Genomic DNA, 18,399 nt, shown 5'->3' with positions numbered 1-18,399 from the left:
CCCGGGAGCGGAGGGGCGGCGGGGCGGACGGGCCATGGGCGGGTGCCTCCTCGATCGCGGCGGGGGAAGTGGAGCGGCCCCGGCGCCCGCACCGAGGTGCTGGGCTCCGGGGCCGCTCCGGCGTGCCGAGACTACGCCGAGAAGCGCGGGAAGGCGGAGCGACCCGCGTAGGTCGCCGCACCTCCCAGGATCTCCTCGATGCGCAGCAGCTGGTTGTACTTCGCGACGCGGTCCGAGCGGGCCGGGGCGCCGGTCTTGATCTGGCCGCCGTCCACCGCGACCGCGAGGTCGGCGATGGTGGTGTCCTCGGTCTCGCCGGAGCGGTGGGAGAGGATCGCGGTCATGCCGTTGCGCTGGGCCAGGGCCACGGCGTCGAGCGTCTCGGTGAGCGTGCCGATCTGGTTCACCTTGACCAGGATCGAGTTGCCGGCCTTCTCGGCGATGCCGCGGGCGAGGCGCACCGGGTTGGTGACGTACAGGTCGTCTCCGACGAGCTGCACCTTGTCGCCGATGGCCGCGGTGAGGTGGGTCCAGCCGGCCCAGTCGTCCTCGTCCAGCGGGTCCTCGATCGAGACCAGCGGGTAGTTGGCGACGAGGTCGGCGTAGTAGGAGGAGAGCTCCTCGGCCGAGAGCTTCTTGCCCTCGAACGTGTAGGCGCCGTCCTCGTAGAACTCCGAGGAGGCGACGTCGAGCGCGAGCCCGATGTCCTTGCCGGGGGTGAAGCCGGCGGCCTCGACGGCCTTGAGGATGAAGTCGAGCGCCTCGCGGTTGGTGGGCAGGTCGGGGGCGAAGCCGCCCTCGTCGCCGAGGCCGGTGGCGAAGCCGGCCTTCTTCAGCTGCGCCTTGAGCGCGTGGTAGATCTCGACGCCCCAGCGCAGGCCCTCGGAGAAGGACTCGGCGCCCAGCGGGACGGCCATGAACTCCTGGATGTCGACGCCGGTGTCGGCGTGCGCGCCTCCGTTGATGATGTTCATCAGCGGCACGGGCAGGGTGTGCGCGTTCGGGCCGCCGACGTAGCGGAACAGGTCGAGGTCCGACGACTGCGCGGCGGCCTTGGCCACGGCGAGGCTGACGCCGAGGATCGCGTTCGCGCCCAGGCGGGACTTGTTCTCGGTGCCGTCGAGCTCGATCAGCTCGGCGTCGACGAGGCGCTGGTCGGTGGCGTCGAAGCCCTCGATGGCCGGGCCGATCTCGTCGATGACGGCGTCGACGGCCTTCTGCACGCCCTTGCCGAGGTAGCGGTCGGAGTCGCCGTCGCGGAGCTCGTACGCCTCGAACGCGCCCGTGGAGGCGCCGGACGGGACGGCCGCTCGCGAGGACGCGCCGTCCTCGAGCAGGACCTCGACCTCGACCGTGGGGTTGCCACGGGAGTCCAGAATTTCTCGGGCGACGACTGCCTCGATAAGGGCCACAACTATCTCCTCTTGACGGGTGGGCTCCCGGAGACGGGAGCGGTCGGGAAGGAGTCTACTGACCGCCTCCGAAGCGCAGGAGACCGCGGCCGGTCGTAGACTCCCAGGGCCCGATCGCCGGACGGCCCGGGCGCACCCGCCGACCCGGAGGTTCCCCGTGACCACGACCGCCGCCGACCACGTCGACCGTCTCACCGCCGTCGTCCCGGACTTCCCGAGCCCGGGCATCCTGTTCCGCGACCTCACGCCGGTCTTCGGCGACGGCGAGGCCCTGCGGGCGGTGGCCGACGCGCTGATCGAGCCCTACCGCGGCCGGATCGACGCGATCGCGGGCGTGGAGGCGCGCGGCTTCCTGCTCGCCGCAGCGGCCGCCTACTCGGCGGGTCTCGGCGTCGTCACCATCCGCAAGCCCGGCAAGCTCCCGCGGGCCGTGCTGCGCGAGCAGGCGACCCTCGAGTACGGCGAGACGATGCTGGAGGTGCACGAGGACGCGGCGCCCCGCGGCTCGCGGCTGCTGCTGGTCGACGACGTGCTGGCGACCGGGGGCACGCTCGACGCGAGCCGCCGCCTGATCGAGCGCGCAGGGTGGAGCCTCGAGGGGATCGCGGTGGTCATGGAGCTCGACGGGCTCGGCGGCCGCGAGGTGCTGGCCGGCCACCGCGTCGACGCGATCGTCACCGTCTGACCGGGCCCCGTCGCTCCGCTCCCCCTGCCCTCCCCCTTCCCGCGAGACGCCACCCGGGTACGCGACCCGTTGGGCGAGCCCTCGTCGAGTGGCACTTCGCGGGGGAAGGGACGGAGTCAGGTGAGGGAGAGGGACATCCGGGAGAGGACGAAGGTCTCGAGCACCTGCACGAGCATGTAGAGCACGAGCGAGACGCCGGTCACGAGCACGACCGCCGACCAGACGTCCGCGAACCGGGCCTGGGCGGACCAGGCGTTGATCGCCCCGCCGATGCCCGCACCGGTGGAGAGCCACTCGGCGAGCAGCGCGCCCGTGATCGCTCCGGGCACCGAGATGCGGACCGCGGCGAAGAGCGAGGGCAGCGAGCCGGGGATGGCCACCTTGCGGATCGCGGTGAGAGTGCTGCCGCCGTAGACCGCGACCACGTCGAGCATCTGCGGGGAGGCGTTGTTGAGGCCGAAGGCGATCGTCACCAGCGCGGGGAACAGGACGACGATCCCGCCGATGACCGCGACCGAGGCGATCGAGCCGGTCCCGAAGACCAGGATGATCAGCGGCGCCATCGCGATCAGCGGCACGGAGCGCAGCAGCATCGCGAACGGCATCAGCGCGTGCTCGATGCCCTTCGACAGGCGGAACAGGATCGCGCCGAGGATCGCCACGACCAGGCCGGCCGCGAAGCCGATCAGTGCGTCGCCCATGGTCACGGCGAAGAGGCCGCCCAGCTCGGCGCGGTGCTCCGCGGCCTTCGCATCGGTCACCAGGTGCTGCCAGACGTCCCACGGGCCCTTGACCACGTAGGGCGAGACCCCGCTGAAGAGGACCACGCCGATCCAGATCGCCAGCACGATCACGATCGTCGACAGGGCGACGAGCAGGCTCTTGCGCAGGCTCTTGAGAGTCGCGCCGAGGGCGGCCGTGCGCAGCTGGCGGCGCAGCTCGTCGACCGCGAGGATCGACGTGGCCGTGGACTGCTCCGTGCGGTCGGGGACGGTGGTCGTCATGGTCATGCCCGCTTTCCGGAGGACCAGGGCGCGATGAGGCGCCCGATCAGTCCGACGATGCCGTAGCCGAGGAGCGCGACGCCCGCGCAGAGGAGGAAGAGCGCCCAGACGCGGGGCGAGTTCAGCGAGACCTGCGCTGCGACCAGGATCGGGCCCACGCCCGTCTCGATCTTGCCGAAGTACTCGCCGAGGATCGCGCCGAGGAAGGCCGCGGGCACCGCGATCTGCAGCGCCGACAGGATGTTGGGCAGCGCCGCGATCAGGCGGACCTTGCGCAGCTGAGTGAAGCGCGAGCCCCCGTAGACCGTGACGACGTCGAGCGCCGCCTTGTCGGCCGCCTTAAGCCCGAGCAGGCTGCCGACGACCGTGGTGAAGAACACCGAGAGGCCGGCCAGGAAGATCGCCGTCGCGCTCGCCTTCCCGGGAGCGTCCGCACCGCCGAGGATCAGCAGCACGATCGCTCCGATGGCGACGATCGGCACGCAGTACGTGATGACCGCGAGCTGCGAGACGACCCCCTCCAGCCAGGGCAGGACCAGCACGAGCGCCGAGAGCACGAGCGCGAGGAGGTTGCCCCAGAAGTAGCCGACGGCCGCCTCGCCGATCGTGACGGAGAAGTTGCGCCAGTAGAAGCCCGCGCCGTCCTCCATCGCGGTCTGCACGACCTGCACGGGAGTGGGGACGGGCGCGTAGGTCGCGGCGCCGGTGGGCGCGGTGACGAGCGCCACGATCCACCAGACGGCGACGATCGCGGCGACGCCGATCAGCCCGGTGAGCCACGGAGGCAGGGACAGGGTGCGGCGCGGGGCCGCGGGGAGCGTGGTGGCCACGGTGCCTCCTAGACGCGGTCGTCCGCGGCCGCGCCGCCGTCGCCGAACAGCAGCTCGGAGGCCTGGTCGACGTAGGCGTGGAACTCGGGGGTGCGCTGCATCTCGGGGGTGCGCGGGCGGGGGAGGTCGATGTCGATGATCTCCTTCACCCGTCCCGGGCGCGGGCTCATCACCGCGACGCGGTCCGAGAGGAAGATCGCCTCCGAGATGCCGTGCGTGACGAGGAGCGTCGTGGCGGGCTTCTCGGTCCAGATCCGCAGCAGCTCGAGGTTGAGCTTCTGCCGCGTCATGTCGTCGAGGGCGCCGAACGGCTCGTCGAGCAGCAGGACCTCGGGCTTGAGGATCAGGCACCGCGCGATCGACACGCGCTGGCGCATGCCCCCCGAGAGCTGGGCCGGCTTGGCCTTCTCGAAGCCGCGGAGGCCGACGAGGTCGATCAGCTCGTCGATGTAGGACTGGTCGACGCTCTTGCCCGCGATCTCGAACGGCAGGCGGATGTTCGCCATGACGCTGCGCCACGGCAGGAGCGCGTGGTCCTGGAAGGCGATGCCGAGCTTGTTGTCGCGGCGCAGCTCCTGGGGGGTCCGGCCGTCGACCCGGATGGAGCCGGACGTCGGCTCCTCCAGCCCCGCGAGGATGCGCAGGATGGTCGACTTGCCGCACCCCGACGGGCCGAGCAGGGCGAGGAAGCTGCCCTGGTCGGTGTGGAGGTCGGTGTCCTGCAGCGCCGCGACGCTGCGCGAGCCCATCCGGAACGTCTTCGACAGGCCGTGGATCTGGATGCCGGTGCCGCCGGCACCCTGGTCGCGCAGGGTGCCGGCGTCGGTCGTGTCGGTCACGAGTGGTGCCCTTCGTGGATCAGGATCAGGCCGCGTACTTCATCAGCTCGGGGTTCTCCTCGTAGACCTCGTCGAGGAGGGTCAGATCGAAGAGGTCCTCGGCCGTGACGTCGATCCCGGCGCCCGCGAGGGACGCGATGGTCTCGGACTGCAGCGTCTCGGAGATGGTGAAGAGGCCGTTCGAGACCGTCTCGTCCGAGACGACCAGCTCCTCGGCCTGGATGGTGGCGCCCTTCTTGGAGGACTCCTCGTTGAGGCCGAGGTCCTTGCCGTAGTTCTCGACGGCGAGCATCGCGCCCGCCTCCGGGTCGTTGACCGCGTCGGTCCAGCCCTTGATCTCGGCGACGAGGAACGCCTTCAGAGCGTCGCGCTTCTCGGCGATCGCCTGCTCCGACACCGAGAAGGTCTCGGCGACGAAGGGGAGGCCGTTGTCGGCGAAGGGCAGGTTGACGACCTCGTAGCCCTCGGCCGCGACCGTGATGGCCTCGTTCGTCAGGTAGGCGATGAAGCCGTCGACGGTGCCGTTGACGAGCACGGAGGGGTCGTACTCGACGGGGACGACCGTGAGGTCGGACTCGGAGAGGCCGTTCGCGGCGAGCAGCGCCTGGAACAGGGAGGTGTTCGAGGCCTGGACGCCGATCTTCTTCCCTGCGAGGTCGGCCGGAGTGGCGATGTTCCCGGCGGTCTTGATCGAGAGGACCGTGAAGGGGTTCTTCTGGTAGGTCGCGCCGATGATCTTGAGCGGGGCCTCCTGCTGGGCGATCGCGGTGCCGATCGAGACGGCGTCGCTGAGCGCGACGTCCGCGCTGCCCGAGAGGAGCTCGGCCACGCCCGTCGAGGGGCCGGGGGTGAGCGTCACTCCTGCCAGGCCGGCCTCGGTGAAGTAGCCCTTCGAGTCGGCGAAGAACTCGCCCGCGAACTCCTCGTTCTTGATCCAGGAGAGCTGGACCTTGAGGGTGCCGAGGTCGCCGCCGTCCGCGGCGGACGCGCCGGAGGAGTCGGAGGCGCAGGAGGCGAGGACGGAGGCGCCGCCGATCGCGAGGCCGGCGACACCCGCCAGGCGGAGGAGGCTGCGGCGGTCGAAGGCCGGGAGGGAGCGGAGGGGCGACAGGGTCAAGGGGACTCCTCGGGTGGGGATCGTCAGGGCTGCTGCGGTGCGGTGCGCGGGGTCGCGACGGGGTGCCCGTGCAGGCGCGCCAAGCCGCGCCGATCGGGTGCCTCGACGCTATCCGGGGGAGATTTCTCGGGTGTGTCCGCAGATTTCGCGGGTATTAAGGCTCTCACGGATCCGACAAGGATCCGACCAGATCGACATGATCCTCTGACGGATCATCTGAGACCCTGTTCAGGCCCGACAGGACGGCCCCGGCCCCTCCCGCGGACATGGCTCAGCGCCGGCAGCCGGCGACGCTCATCCGGAACAGCCGGTGCGGCTCAGCCGAGGTCCTTGAAGGAGAGATCGGCGGCGGAGGCGGCGTCGCGCGGGACGAGCGCGAAGCGGGTGAATCCCGCGGCGGCCGCGCGGTCCAGCAGCGGGGTGAGGTTCTTCGCCCGGCGCTCGAGGCGCACGCGCGAGCCCCGGGCGATCAGCTCCTGCTTGAGCGCGAGCAGCAGCTCGGGCGCCGCGTCGCGCTCGTGGACGAGGACGACGGCGTCGGGACGCTCGACGACGGCACCGCCGATCAGCTCGACGATCCGCTCGAAGCCGATCGAGAAGCCGCAGGCCGGCACGTCCTGACCGAGGAAGCGGCCGATCATCCCGTCGTACCGCCCGCCTCCGCCGACCGAGGAGCCCGAGGACGGGTGCGCGATCTCGAAGATCGTGCCGGTGTAGTAGCCCATGCCCCGCACGAGCGTCGGGTCGAAGCGGAGCGAGACGCCGGCGGGCAGCGAGCGCAGCGACCGGGCCAGGGTCTCGAGCGCGAGCACCGCCTCCGGGTCGATGCCCTCGGGCAGCACGTCGAGGATCGCGGACTGCTCGAGCGCCACTCCCCCGGCGGCGACCGCCTCCTCGATCCGCGCGAGGTAGCCCCCGAGGACCGCGGCCGCGTCCGGCCCGTCGGCCTCGAGCTCGGCGACGACACCGGTGGCGCCGATCTTGTCGAGCTTGTCGATCGAGATCAGCGCCGGGCCGAAGCGCTCGGGGGCGAAGCCGCAGTGCTCGAGGATTCCGGTGAGGATGCGGCGGTCGTTGATCCGGATGGTGCAGTCCTCGAGGCCCAGCGCGTCGAGCGCCGCCGCGGTCGCCGTGATGAGCTCGACCTCGGCCAGCTGCCCGGGCTCGCCGATGATGTCGATGTCGCACTGCACGAACTGGCGGTACCGCCCCTTTTGCGGGCGCTCGGCGCGCCACACCGGCGCGATCTGCACCGACCGGAAGACGGCCGGCAGCTCGGCGCGGTGCGAGGCGTAGAAGCGGGCGAGCGGCACCGTGAGGTCGAAGCGCAGGCCGAGGTCGGCGAGGGCGGACGCGTCGTCGACCGCCGCCAGGTCGTCGCGGGTGAGCCCGCGGCGCAGGACGCTGAAGGCGAGCTTCTCGTTGTCGCCGCCGAGCCCGGAGTGGAGGCGGTCGAAGTCCTCGACCACGGGCGTCTCGATCTCGTCGAACCCGTGGGAGGCGTACACGCGGCGGATGACGCCGAGCGCGTGCTCGCGCTTCGCCTTGTCGGCGGGGAGGAAGTCGCGCATGCCGCGGGGCGGGGTGATCGGGGAGGCCATGACGGCGATTCTCCCAGATCGGCCGGGGCGGGCCGGCGGACGCCTCAGTCCGCGCGCCGCTCCTGCTCCACCGCGCGGATCTCGTCCTGCAGGTCGCGCGTCGCCGTGCGGAGCGCGCGCTCGGCGTCGAGCCCCTGGGCGCGGGCGGAGGCGACGATGGCCAGCAGCAGCGGGCCGAGGTCCTCCTCCGACTCGATGGGCAGAGGGCCCTGGCCGGCGTCCACGACGCCCAGCGAGGTCGCCTTGCCGATCACCTTGTCGGCGAGCGCGAGGGCGGGCATGCCCTGCGGGATCCCGTCGAGCACGCTGGTGCGGTGCGGCTTCTCGGTGCGCTTGAGCTCGTCCCACACCGCGATGACGTCGTCGGCCGTCTCGGCCGTGGCGTCGCCGAAGACGTGCGGGTGGCGGCCGATCATCTTGGCGTTCATGTGCGCCGCGACGTCCTCGATGGTGAAGGGCTCGGCGCTCTCGGCCGCCAGGTCGGCGTGGAAGAGCACCTGGTAGAGGACGTCGCCGAGCTCCTCGATCAGGTCGGCCCGGTCCCCCGCCTCGATGGCGTCGACGAGCTCGTGCGACTCCTCGATCAGGTAGCGCACGAGCGACTCGTGGGTCTGCTCGGCGTCCCACGGGCAGCCGCCCGGGGCGCGGAGGACGTGGACGGTGCGGATGAGCTCGTCGAGCCGGGGATGCGCGGTCACCCCGCCATCCTCGCATCCGGTCCGGCCGCCGCCGCGGACATCCGGGCGGCGCGGGCGCCCGGGAGCCTCAGGCCCGCGCGAGACGCCGCCGCGCGACGAGGAGGCAGCCGCCGGCGACGAGCGGCACCGCGGCGAGGAGCCCGGGTGACGCCGCGACGGACACCGCGGTCGAGGCGCTGACGAGTGCACCCGCCAGGTTCCAGAGGACCACCGCGACTCCCGCGCCGTCCCCGATCGGGAGCGGCACCGGGCTGAGCAGCTGCGGCGGCAGCGGACCCCGGGTCGCGTCCATCGCCCGCGCGGCGACGGCGGCGACGGCGGTCGCGGCGGCCACCGGCACCGCCGCGCCCGGGAGCAGCAGCGAGGCGGCGAGGGCGCCGAGCACCGCGACTCCGACCGCGAGCACCAGAGGGAGCACGGCGTGCAGGAGGAGCAGCTCGAACGGACCGGGGGCGAGGAGCGCCGGCTGCCCCGCTGTCGCGGCGGCGTGGCGGAAGCCGTCGCTCCAGACGCCGGCGCCGAGGTAGGCGAGCACGCCCGCCGCGGCGGCCGGGAGTGCGAGGAGGGAGGACGGCACGACCGCGGCGAGCACGGCGGCGGCGCCGGCAACGGCCAGGGCGACGACCGCGACCGCTGAGCGGCCGGGAGTGCGCAGCGCGCCGATCGCGTCGCGCACCGGCACCGCGAGGGCGAACGGGGAGAGGCGGACCGCTCGGAGCCCCCGCCCGATCGCCGGGAGGGCGCGGTACCCGTCGAGCGACTCGGCGAGGTCGCCCGTCGCTCCGAGCCGGGTGGTCGCCGACCACTGCCGGGCCTGGGCGAGGAGGCGAGGCCCGCGCGCGGCGTCGAGCAGCCGGGGCGCCGCGGCCAGGAGGACCGCGGCCGACGCGAGCAGCACGGTCGCGGCGCGCACCTCCTCCGCTCCGCTCACGGCTGAGGCGAGGAGGCCGCCCGGCGTGGGCGCACCGGGCAGGAGGGCCCCGAGGACCGCGAGGGAGGCGAGGAGGCCCGCCGGGAGCGCGGGGAGGCGCGAGGGGAGGCACTGACCGGCGAGCCAGGCGACGGCGAGGAGGCCGGCGAACGCGGCGCCGCCGGCGACGGCCTCGAGGAGCGGCGCGGAGGCGGCGAGGGCGAGGAGCGACGCGACGGCGGAGCAGCACGCCACGAGACCGGCCGACGCCCGGACCACGGGTCGGCGGAGCACCGACCAGCGGCGCAGATCGGTCGCGAGCAGCACGGCCGTGGTGTGCGGCTCGCCCACCGCGGGTCCGCGCACCCGGCCCAGGAGCACGGCGGCGGGCAGGGCGAGACCCGCGGCGAGGGCGATCAGCGGCTCCGGCACGGCTCCCGCCTCGGCAGCGAGGAGCGCGAGGGCCCGGGCGACGGGGAGGACGACGACGAGGACGGTCATCGCGGCGAGGTAGCCCGCGTAGGTGCGCGGACTCGGCGGAGCCGCGGCGCGGTGCCGGTGCAGAGCCCGCACCTCGGCGACGCGAGCCCTCTCCGCGCGCGTCACGCCCGCTCCAGCTCGACGACCCGCGCGCCCAGACCCTGGATCAGCACAGGGCTGTGGGTCGCGACGACGAGTGCCCGGGACGCGGCTGCGCGCCGCAGGACTTCCGCCACCAGCGGCACCCGCTCGACGTCGAGCCGCTGCTCCGGCTCGTCGAGCAGCAGCACCGCCGAGGGCCGGGCCAGCACGAGCGCGAGGGAGAACAGCTGCGTCTGCCCGGAGGAGAGCTCGTGCGGGAAGCGGCGGGCGAGCGGAGCGAGTGCGAGCGCGTCGAGACCAGCCGCGGCCTCGCGGCGGGCGTCGGCGACCGGCGCGCCCCACGAGACGGCCACCATCGCGAGGTGCTCCTCGAGGGTCAGGTCCCGCTCGAAGGGCGGGGTGCCGATCAGGGCGGCGACGGCGCGGCGGTGGGCGGCGGAGCGCTCCTCCGGGGCGCGCCCGGCCACCGCCACGACTCCCTCGCTCGGAGCGGTGAGGCCGGCGATCACCCGCAGGAGCGTGGTCTTGCCGGTGCCGTTGCGGCCCGTCACCGCGACGCGCTCCCCCGCCTCCACCTCGAGCGAGCACGGCGCGAGCAGCTCGACGCCCGAGGCGCGCACCGCGACCCCGCCGACGGCGACCAGCGGGCCGGCGAGCGGCTCCGGCTCGCGGGGGCGTCGGGCGGCGAGGAGCGGCATGCCCTCCATCCTGCCAGCGGGCCCTCCCGCAGCGGCGACGGCCGCCGGAGCGGGGCGGCGCGCCTCCGGGGAGCGCCGCCCCGAGGACCTCAGACGGTGACCGGCTCCGGGAACAGCGAGTCCAGGAGCGACGCCACCCACTGGATGAGCGCCCGGTCGCCGAGCGGGACGCCGTCGAGCACGGGCATCGGCACGACGACCGCGTCGGCCTGCTGCAGGTACTTCGCGGTCGGGTACATCCGGCGCAGGCGCACCTGGATCGAGTCGGGCAGATGAGCGGGAGCCACGCGGACGTTCGAGCCCATCGCGACCACGTCGCTCAGGCCCGCCTTCTGTGCGCGCATCCGCAGCCTCGACACCAGGATGAGGTTCTCGACCGCCTCGGGCAGCTCGCCGTAGCGGTCGGTCAGCTCCTCGACCACGAGGTCGATGCTCCCCTCCTTCGCCGTCGGCGACGACGCGGCCGACAGCTTCTGGTACGCCTCCAGGCGCAGCCGCTCGCTGTCGACGTACTCCTCCGGGATGCGCGCGTCGACGGGCAGCTCGAGCCGCAGCTCCGTCTGCCCCTCGGCGACCTCGCCGCGGAAGGTGTCGACGGCCTCGCCGATCATCCGCAGGTAGAGGTCGAATCCCACGCCCTGGATGTGCCCGGACTGCTCGCCGCCGAGGAGGTTGCCCGCACCGCGGATCTCGAGGTCCTTCAGCGCGATCTGCATGCCGCCGCCGAGGTCCGAGTTGGCGGCCAGGGTCTGCAGCCGGTCGTGCGCGGTCTCGCTCAGCGGCTTCGTCTCGTCGTAGAGGAGGTAGGCGTAGGCGCGCTCGCGGCCGCGGCCGACCCGCCCGCGCAGCTGGTGCAGCTGCGAGAGACCGTACTTGTCGGCGCGGTCGACGATCAGCGTGTTGGCGTTCGGGATGTCGAGGCCGGTCTCGACGATCGTCGTCGACACCAGGACGTCGAACTTGCGCTCCCAGAAGTCGACGATGATCCGCTCGAGCTGCGACTCGCTGAGCTTGCCGTGCGCGACCGCGATCCGCGCCTCGGGCACCAGCTCGGCGAGCTGCGAGGCGACGCGGTTGATCGTCGAGACGCGGTTGTGCACGAAGAACACCTGGCCCTCGCGCAGGAGCTCCCGGCGGATCGCGGCCGACACCTGCTTCTCGGAGTAGGGGCCGACGAAGGTGAGGATCGGGTGGCGCTCCTCCGGCGGGGTCGCGAGGGTCGACATCTCGCGGATGCCGGTCACCGCCATCTCGAGCGTCCGCGGGATGGGCGTGGCGCTCATCGAGAGGATGTCGACGTTCTTCTTCAGCGCCTTGAGCTTGTCCTTGTGCTCGACGCCGAAACGCTGCTCCTCGTCGATCACGAGCAGGCCGAGGTCCTTGAAGACGATGTTGTCGCTGAGGAGCCGGTGGGTCGCGATGACCATGTCGACGGTGCCGTCGGCCAGGCCCTCGATCGTCTCCTTCGACTCCTTCGCGCTCTGGAACCGGCTGAGCGCCCGCAGGTGGACGGGGAAGCCGGCGAAGCGCTCCTGGAACGTCTCGAGGTGCTGGCGGACGAGCAGCGTGGTCGGCACGAGCATCGCGACCTGCTTCCCGTCCTGGATCGCCTTGAACGCGGCGCGCACGGCGACCTCGGTCTTGCCGAAGCCGACGTCGCCCGAGAGCAGGCGGTCCATCGGGATCGGCCGCTCCATGTCGGCCTTGACCTCGTCGATGACGGTGAGCTGGTCGGGGGTCTCGGCGAACGGGAACGCCTCCTCCAGCTCGCGCTGCCAGGGGGTGTCCGGCGGGAACGCGTGCCCGCGGGAGGCCATCCGGGCGGAGTAGAGCTTCACGAGCTCGACCGCGATGTCGCGGACCGCGCGGCGGGCCTTGCTCTTGGCCTGCGCCCAGTCGCTCCCGCCCATCTTGCTCAGCGCCGGAGCCTCGCCGCCGACGTAGCGGGAGAGCAGGTCGAGCTGGTCCGTGGGGACGAGCAGCTTGTCGCCGGGGAAGCCGCGCTTGCTGGGGGCGTACTCGAGCACCAGGTACTCGCGGCGCGTCTTGATCGCATTGCGGCCCCCGCTGGAGACCTCGCGCTGCGAGAGCTCCACGAACCGGCCGATGCCGTGGGTGGCGTGCACCACGAAGTCGCCGGGGGTGAGCTGCAGCGGGTCGACGACGTTCTTGCGGCGCGACGCGAGCTTCTTCACCGCGCGGGAGTCGTAGCCGACGGTGCGGCCGTAGAACTCCGTGTCGGTGAGCAGGGCGAGCTTCGCCTCCTCCACCTCGAAGCCGTGGTCGACGGAGGCCTGCACCACGTAGGCGAGGCCCGTCTCGAGCCCGGCGGGGAGGTCGGCGACGATGCGGGCGGCGACCTCGTGCTCGGCGAGCACCTGGTCGGTGCGCTCGACCGTGCCGGTGCCGGGCGCGGTGAGGACCACGGTCCAGCCGTCGGCCAGGCGCGCGCGGACGTGGGCGAGGGCGCCCTCGACGCTCGCTCCGAAGCCGGGGACCGGCTCGCCCTCGACGCGGACGGCGAGGATCTCGTCGATCCCGAGCTCCTCCGGCAGCACCTCGGCCTCGCCCGCGGCGGGGCCCTGGCGGAACGTGCTCATCGTCCACCACGGGTGGTCAGGAGCGTCGGCGCCCGGGGCGCTGAGCTTCACGGAGTCGCGGAGCGCGCCGAGCGAGATGAACTCGCCCGAGGCGAGGTCGATGGGGGCCTCGGCGCCGGCGGTCGCCGCGCTCCAGGCCGCCTGCAGGAACTCGCGGTTCGTCTCGGCGAGGCTGATCGCCCGCGTCGCCACGCGCTCGGGGGCGAGGACCGCGACGGCCGCACCCTCGGGGAGGTAGTGCGAGATCGGGACCAGCCGCTCCAGCAGCGCGGGGGCGAGCGACTCCATCCCCTCGACCGGGATGCCCTCGGCGATCTTGGCGAGCATCGCCGACAGGCTCGGGAACTCGTGCAGCATCTCGCGGGCCCGCTGCCGCACCGCGGGCACCAGCAGCAGCTCGCGGCTCGGCGGGAGGACCACCGAGTCGGCCTCGCCCGGGAGCGAGCGCTGATCGGCCACGGAGAAGCCGCGGATGGAGTCGACCTCGTCGCCGAAGAAGTCCACTCGGCTCGGATGCTCGGCCACCGCGGGGAAGACGTCGAGGATGCCGCCGCGCACGGCGAACTCGCCGCGGCGCGTGACCATGTCGACCCGGGCGTAGGCCAGGTCGACCAGCTCGGAGGAGATGCGGCCGAGGTCGTAGCCGCGGGCGCCCTTCACGAGTCGGATCGGCTCGATATCGGCGAGGTTGTCGGCGACCGGCTGCAGCGCCGCGCGCACGGAGGCGACCACCACGAGGGGCCGCTCGCCGGACCACTGCTTCATCCGCCGCAGCGCGTCCAGGCGCCGCCCCACGATCTCGGCGCTCGGGCTGAGGCGCTCGTGCGGCAGCGTCTCCCACGCGGGGAACTCGACGACGTCCGCATCCGGCAGCATGCAGCCGAGAGAGGCGCGCACGTTCTCGGAGTCGCGGCCCGTGGCCGTGACCACCAGCGCCGCCTGCGGGCGTCCCGCCTCCGCGCGCCTCTCGATCAGGCCCGCGAGCAGGGGGACCCGGAGGCCGTCAGCCACCGAGAAGTCGGCGTCCCGCACCGCGTACGCGAGAGCATCGTCGAACGTGGAGGCGCGCGACAGCGCCGAGATGATCTCGTTGAGGGGCACGGGTCCAGTTTACGGCCGCCCCGCGGGCCGACCGCCGAGGGAACCCCGAACCGTCGAGGGAGCCCGGCGCTGCGGTCTCCCTCGCCGTCCGGGGTCCCCTCGGTGGAGGGCGGGTCAGGCGCTGGTGTGGAACTTCAGCTGGGCGGCGGAGAGGCCGGAGTCGGCGATGAGCTCGACGGCGTCGGCGGCGTCCGAGACCAGGATCGGGAGCGCCTCGCGCTCCGGGCCGGCGAAGTCCTTCAGCACGAAGTCGGCGGCCTGCTGGCGGCCCGGCGGGCGGCCGATGCCGACCCGCACGCGCAGGAACTCGGCTCCTCCGGTCGCCGCGAGGATGTCGCGGATGCCGTTGTGCCCTCCGTGACCGCCGCCCTGCTTGAGGCGCAGGGTGTCGAAAGAGATGTCGAGCTCGTCGTGCACGACGATCAGGTGCGCCGGGTCGACCGAGTAGAAGTCGAGCAGCTGCGCCGTCGGCCCGCCGGAGAGGTTCATGAAGCTGTTGGGCTTGCCCAGCACGAGCTTCGGTCCGCCCGGGCGGAGGAAGCCCTCGGCGACCACGGCGTTGGCGCGGTTGTGCCGGCGGAACGAGCCGCCGATCCGCGTCGCGAGCTCGTCGAGCACCATCTGGCCGACGTTGTGCCGGTTGCGCGCGTACTGCGCGCCCGGGTTGCCCAGTCCGACGACCAGCCAGGTGTCACCCATGTCGTTCCTCTTCCTCGGGGGCGGCGGGGGGTCCCCGCCGGACGCGGAACGGGCCCGCCGCGGCTGCGAGCGGGCCCGTTCCCGGGGTGGTGCGGACTACTCCGCGGTCTCGGCGACGACGTCGCCCGAGGCCGGGGTCTCGTCGTCCTCGCCCAGGTCCTGCTCGACCTCGGCGGTGACGTTGACGATGAGGATCTCGGCGTCGGTGACCAGCGTGGCGCCCTCGGGGAGCGTGACGTCGGCGGCGGTGATCTGCGTGCCGGCCTCGAGGCCCTCGACGGAGACGACGATGTTCTGCGGGATGCGCGTGGCGTCGACCTCGAGCGAGAGGGTGTTCGACTCGATCGAGACGAGGGTGCCGGGAGCGGCGTCGCCCTCGACGTGCACGGGGATGTCCACCTCGACCTTCTCGCCCTTGTTGATGACGACGAGGTCGATGTGCTCGATGATCTGGCGCACCGGGTCGCGCTGGATGTCCTTCACCAGCGTCGTCTGCGCGGCGCCCTCGATGTCGAGCTCGAGGATCGCGTTCGCCTTGCGGGTGAGCAGGAGCACCTGGTGGCCCGGGAGGGTGAGGTGCTGGGGCTCGGTGCCGTGACCGTAGAGGACCGCGGGGATCTTGTCCTGCGCGCGGATCTTGCGGGCGGCGCCCTTGCCGAACGAGGTGCGGACCTCGACGACGACCTTGTTGGTCAGTTCAGCCATGATGTTCTCCTTGGGCGGCGCGCACGCCACCGGATCGGGTCGTGGCCTGCGGCCACGGACGGTTTGTCGACTCGAACGCATGTCAGCGTGAGGAGAAGTCCGTGGCGCCCCGTGGGGGCCTCGCCTGCTTCCACCGCGTCGATCACGGATGCACGTGCATCCCTCGCCGAAGTTCAGCTGCCGATCCTACCCGGCATCGCGGCCGCCCGCCAGCAGGCGGTCGCGCCGCCGGACTCGGAGCCGGACGTCCAGGCGGACCGCCTACCGTGCGGGTATGACGAGCGACGACTTCGGCTCCTACGTCGAGAAGAACGGCTTCCACCGCGACACGAACTACATCCCGACGCGGATCACCGCCGACGGCCGCGACGGGTACCCGGTGGAGGCCGGGCGCTACCGCCTCGTGGTCTCCCGCGCCTGCCCGTGGGCGAACCGCGCCGTGATCGTGCGGCGCCTGCTCGGTCTCGAGGACGCCCTCTCGATGGGCATCTGCGGGCCCACGCACGACAAGCGCAGCTGGACCTTCGACCTCGATCCGGGCGGGGTCGACCCGGTGCTGGGCATCCCCCGCCTCCAGGACGCGTTCTTCGCCCGCTTCCCCGACTACCCGCGCGGGATCACCGTCCCGGCCCTCGTGGACATCCCGAGCGGCCAGGTCGTCACGAACGACTACCCGGTGATGACGCTCGACTTCTCCACCGAGTGGACCGCGTTCCACCGCGACGGCGCCCCCGACCTCTACCCCGAGGAGCACCGCGAGGAGATCGACGAGATCGCCGAGCTGGTCTTCCACGACGTGAACAACGGCGTCTACAAGTGCGGCTTCGCCGGGTCGCAGCGCTCCTACGACCGGGCCTACGACCGCCTCTGGGCGCGGCTGGACTGGCTGGAGGAGCGGCTGAGCACCCGCCGCTACCTGGTCGGCGACACCATCACCGAGGCGGACGTGCGGCTCTTCACGACGCTCGCCCGCTTCGACGCCGTCTACTACAGCCACTTCAAGGCCAACCGGAACCTGCTGTCGGCGATGCCCGCGCTCTGGGGCTACGCCCGGGATCTGTTCGCCACTCCGGGGTTCGGCGACACGATCGACTTCACCCACATCAAGTCGCACTACTACGAGGTGCAGCGGGACATCAATCCGACCGGCGTCGTCCCCAAGGGCCCGGACCTCTCCGGCTGGCTCGTCCCCTCGCGCCGCGAGGAGCTCGGCGGCCGCCCGTTCGGCGACGGCACTCCCCCGCCGCCGCCGATCCCGTCGGAGCGCGTCCCCCTCGGCCACGGCGCCTGACCGGTTCCGGTCGCGGTCGTCGCGGCGCGCGCAAGACCGTGCGCGCGCCGCACGACCGATGTGCAGCCGGGAGACGGCTCGGACCCGGGCTCCCCGGAGCGACCCGGGGCTAGCCTGGGCTCGCCCCTGAACGCGAACGTCGAGGAGAACCGTGTCTGACAAGCCCACCGCCACAGCCAACATCGGAGTCGTCGGTCTGGCGGTGATGGGCTCGAACCTCGCCCGCAACCTCGCCAGCCGCGAGGGCAACACGGTCGCGGTGTTCAACCGCTCCTACGGCCGCACCGAGACCCTCATCACGGAGCACCCGGAGGCGGGCTTCGTCGCGTCCGAGACCATCGAGGACTTCGCCGCCTCGCTCGCCACCCCGCGCACCGCGATCATCATGGTCCAGGCCGGCCGCGGCACCGACGCCGTGATCGAGCAGCTGACGAAGGTCTTCGAGCCCGGCGACATCATCGTCGACGGCGGCAACGCGCTCTTCACCGACACCATCCGCCGCGAGAAGGCCGTCCGCGAGACCGGCATCCACTTCGTCGGCACCGGCATCTCCGGCGGCGAGGAGGGCGCGCTCAAGGGCCCGTCGATCATGCCCGGCGGCTCGGTCGAGTCCTACAGGACCCTCGGCCCGATCCTCTCGTCGATCGCCGCGGTCGCCGAGGGCGAGCCCTGCGTCACCCACATCGGCACGGACGGCGCCGGCCACTTCGTCAAGATGATCCACAACGGCATCGAGTACGCCGACATGCAGCTCATCGCCGAGGCGTACGACCTGCTCCGCACCGTCGGCGGACACGAGCCCGCCGCCATCGCCGAGGTCTTCGACGCCTGGAACAAGGGCGACCTCGAGTCGTACCTCATCGAGATCACCGCCGAGGTGCTCCGCCAGGTCGACGCCGACACCGGCAATCCCTTCATCGACGTCGTCCTCGACCAGGCCGGCTCGAAGGGCACCGGCGTCTGGACCGTGCAGAACGCGCTCGACCTCGGCGTCCCCGTCGGCGGCATCGCCGAGGCCGTCTTCGCCCGTGCCGTGTCCTCCCACCCCGAGCAGCGCGAGGCCGTGCAGGCCCGCGTCACCTCGCGCCCGACCCCGGTCGAGAAGTACGAGGGCTTCGAGGACGACGTGCGCGCCGCGCTCTACGCCTCCAAGGTCGTCGCCTACTCGCAGGGCTTCGACGCGATCATCGCCGGGGCCGAGAAGTACGGCTGGGAGATCGACAAGGGCGCGGTCGCCAAGATCTGGCGCGCGGGCTGCATCATCCGCGCCCAGTTCCTCAACCGCATCGTCGACGCCTACGACGAGAACGCCGGCATCACGACCCTCCTCGAGGACCCGTACTTCGCCGAGGCCGTCGCCAACGGCGAGGCCGCCTGGCGCCGCATCGTCTCGACCGCCGCGCTCTCGGGCGTGCCGATCCCCGGTTTCGGCGCCGCGCTGTCGTACTACGACTCGCTCGCTTCCAAGCGCCTCCCGTCCGCTCTCGTTCAGGGCCAGCGCGACTTCTTCGGAGCGCACACCTACAAGCGCGTCGACAAGGAGGGCACCTTCCACACGCTGTGGTCGGGTGACCGCACCGAGGTCGAGCAGGACCCCTCCACGCACTGACCCGCGTCGCACGGGAAG

Annotated in this window: 15 protein-coding genes; 3 read left to right on the top strand and 12 right to left on the bottom strand. The window is 72.5% G+C overall.

Annotation, left to right across the window (positions count from 1 at the left end):
- Positions 1–131: 131 nt before the first annotated feature.
- Complete coding sequence (eno, locus tag C5D09_RS06790) at positions 132–1,412, bottom strand: phosphopyruvate hydratase (RefSeq protein WP_104222361.1); 1,281 nt, start codon at positions 1,410–1,412, stop codon at positions 132–134.
- A gap of 157 nt (positions 1,413–1,569) precedes the next feature.
- Here eno and C5D09_RS06785 point away from each other — a divergent pair, with 157 nt between their 5' ends.
- Positions 1,570–2,097 carry an adenine phosphoribosyltransferase gene (locus C5D09_RS06785; RefSeq protein WP_104222360.1) on the top strand — a complete coding sequence of 176 codons (528 nt, stop codon included), beginning with the start codon at positions 1,570–1,572 and terminating at the stop codon, positions 2,095–2,097.
- Positions 2,098–2,213: 116 nt separating this feature from the next.
- On the opposite strand, the gene C5D09_RS06780 is transcribed toward C5D09_RS06785, so the two are convergent.
- From C5D09_RS06780 to C5D09_RS06730, 11 genes are all read right to left on the bottom strand, one after another.
- A complete protein-coding gene (locus C5D09_RS06780; protein WP_104268905.1) occupies positions 2,214–3,107 on the bottom strand; it encodes an ABC transporter permease in 894 nt (297 codons plus the stop codon).
- Positions 3,104–3,931, bottom strand: coding sequence for an ABC transporter permease (locus C5D09_RS06775; protein WP_258059477.1), 828 nt, complete (start codon positions 3,929–3,931; stop codon positions 3,104–3,106). The genes C5D09_RS06780 and C5D09_RS06775 overlap by 4 nt, the downstream gene beginning before the upstream one ends.
- Before the next feature lie 8 nt (positions 3,932–3,939).
- A complete protein-coding gene (locus tag C5D09_RS06770; protein ID WP_104222373.1) occupies positions 3,940–4,680 on the bottom strand; it encodes an ABC transporter ATP-binding protein in 741 nt (246 codons plus the stop codon).
- Between the two features lie 115 nt (positions 4,681–4,795).
- Positions 4,796–5,887, bottom strand: coding sequence for an ABC transporter substrate-binding protein (locus C5D09_RS06765; RefSeq protein WP_258059873.1), 1,092 nt, complete (start codon positions 5,885–5,887; stop codon positions 4,796–4,798).
- 317 nt (positions 5,888–6,204) lie between these two features.
- Positions 6,205–7,488, bottom strand: a complete 1,284-nt coding sequence (gene hisS / locus C5D09_RS06760; RefSeq protein ID WP_104222357.1) for a histidine--tRNA ligase — start codon at positions 7,486–7,488, stop codon at positions 6,205–6,207.
- A 44-nt stretch (positions 7,489–7,532) separates the two neighbouring features.
- Positions 7,533–8,186 carry a MazG family protein gene (locus C5D09_RS06755; protein WP_104222356.1) on the bottom strand — a complete coding sequence of 218 codons (654 nt, stop codon included), beginning with the start codon at positions 8,184–8,186 and terminating at the stop codon, positions 7,533–7,535.
- A gap of 67 nt (positions 8,187–8,253) precedes the next feature.
- On the bottom strand, positions 8,254–9,702 hold the full coding sequence (locus C5D09_RS06750) for a hypothetical protein (protein WP_104268904.1): 1,449 nt from the start codon (positions 9,700–9,702) through the stop codon (positions 8,254–8,256).
- Positions 9,699–10,376, bottom strand: coding sequence for an ATP-binding cassette domain-containing protein (locus C5D09_RS06745; RefSeq protein ID WP_104268903.1), 678 nt, complete (start codon positions 10,374–10,376; stop codon positions 9,699–9,701). The genes C5D09_RS06750 and C5D09_RS06745 overlap by 4 nt, the downstream gene beginning before the upstream one ends.
- Positions 10,377–10,465: 89 nt before the next feature.
- The gene (gene mfd, locus C5D09_RS06740) at positions 10,466–14,077 is read right to left on the bottom strand and encodes a transcription-repair coupling factor (RefSeq protein ID WP_104248107.1); all 3,612 of its coding nucleotides are present in this window, start codon (positions 14,075–14,077) and stop codon (positions 10,466–10,468) included.
- Positions 14,078–14,191: 114 nt separating this feature from the next.
- Positions 14,192–14,776 carry an aminoacyl-tRNA hydrolase gene (gene pth / locus C5D09_RS06735; protein WP_104262853.1) on the bottom strand — a complete coding sequence of 195 codons (585 nt, stop codon included), beginning with the start codon at positions 14,774–14,776 and terminating at the stop codon, positions 14,192–14,194.
- 96 nt (positions 14,777–14,872) lie between these two features.
- Positions 14,873–15,481 carry a 50S ribosomal protein L25/general stress protein Ctc gene (locus tag C5D09_RS06730; protein WP_104233682.1) on the bottom strand — a complete coding sequence of 203 codons (609 nt, stop codon included), beginning with the start codon at positions 15,479–15,481 and terminating at the stop codon, positions 14,873–14,875.
- 274 nt (positions 15,482–15,755) lie between these two features.
- Between C5D09_RS06730 and C5D09_RS06725 the strand changes: the two genes are divergently transcribed.
- Both C5D09_RS06725 and gndA read left to right on the top strand, forming a co-directional pair.
- On the top strand, positions 15,756–16,772 hold the full coding sequence (locus C5D09_RS06725; protein ID WP_104226929.1) for a glutathione S-transferase family protein: 1,017 nt from the start codon (positions 15,756–15,758) through the stop codon (positions 16,770–16,772).
- Between the two features lie 151 nt (positions 16,773–16,923).
- Positions 16,924–18,381, top strand: a complete 1,458-nt coding sequence (gndA, locus tag C5D09_RS06720; RefSeq protein ID WP_104268902.1) for an NADP-dependent phosphogluconate dehydrogenase — start codon at positions 16,924–16,926, stop codon at positions 18,379–18,381.
- Positions 18,382–18,399 lie beyond the last annotated feature (18 nt).

It is taken from the genome of Rathayibacter sp. AY1C9 (genome assembly GCF_002932315.1).
GTDB lineage: Bacteria > Actinomycetota > Actinomycetes > Actinomycetales > Microbacteriaceae > Rathayibacter.
Note: the sequence above shows the minus strand (reverse complement) of the source record. Positions and strands in the feature narration are given on the sequence as shown.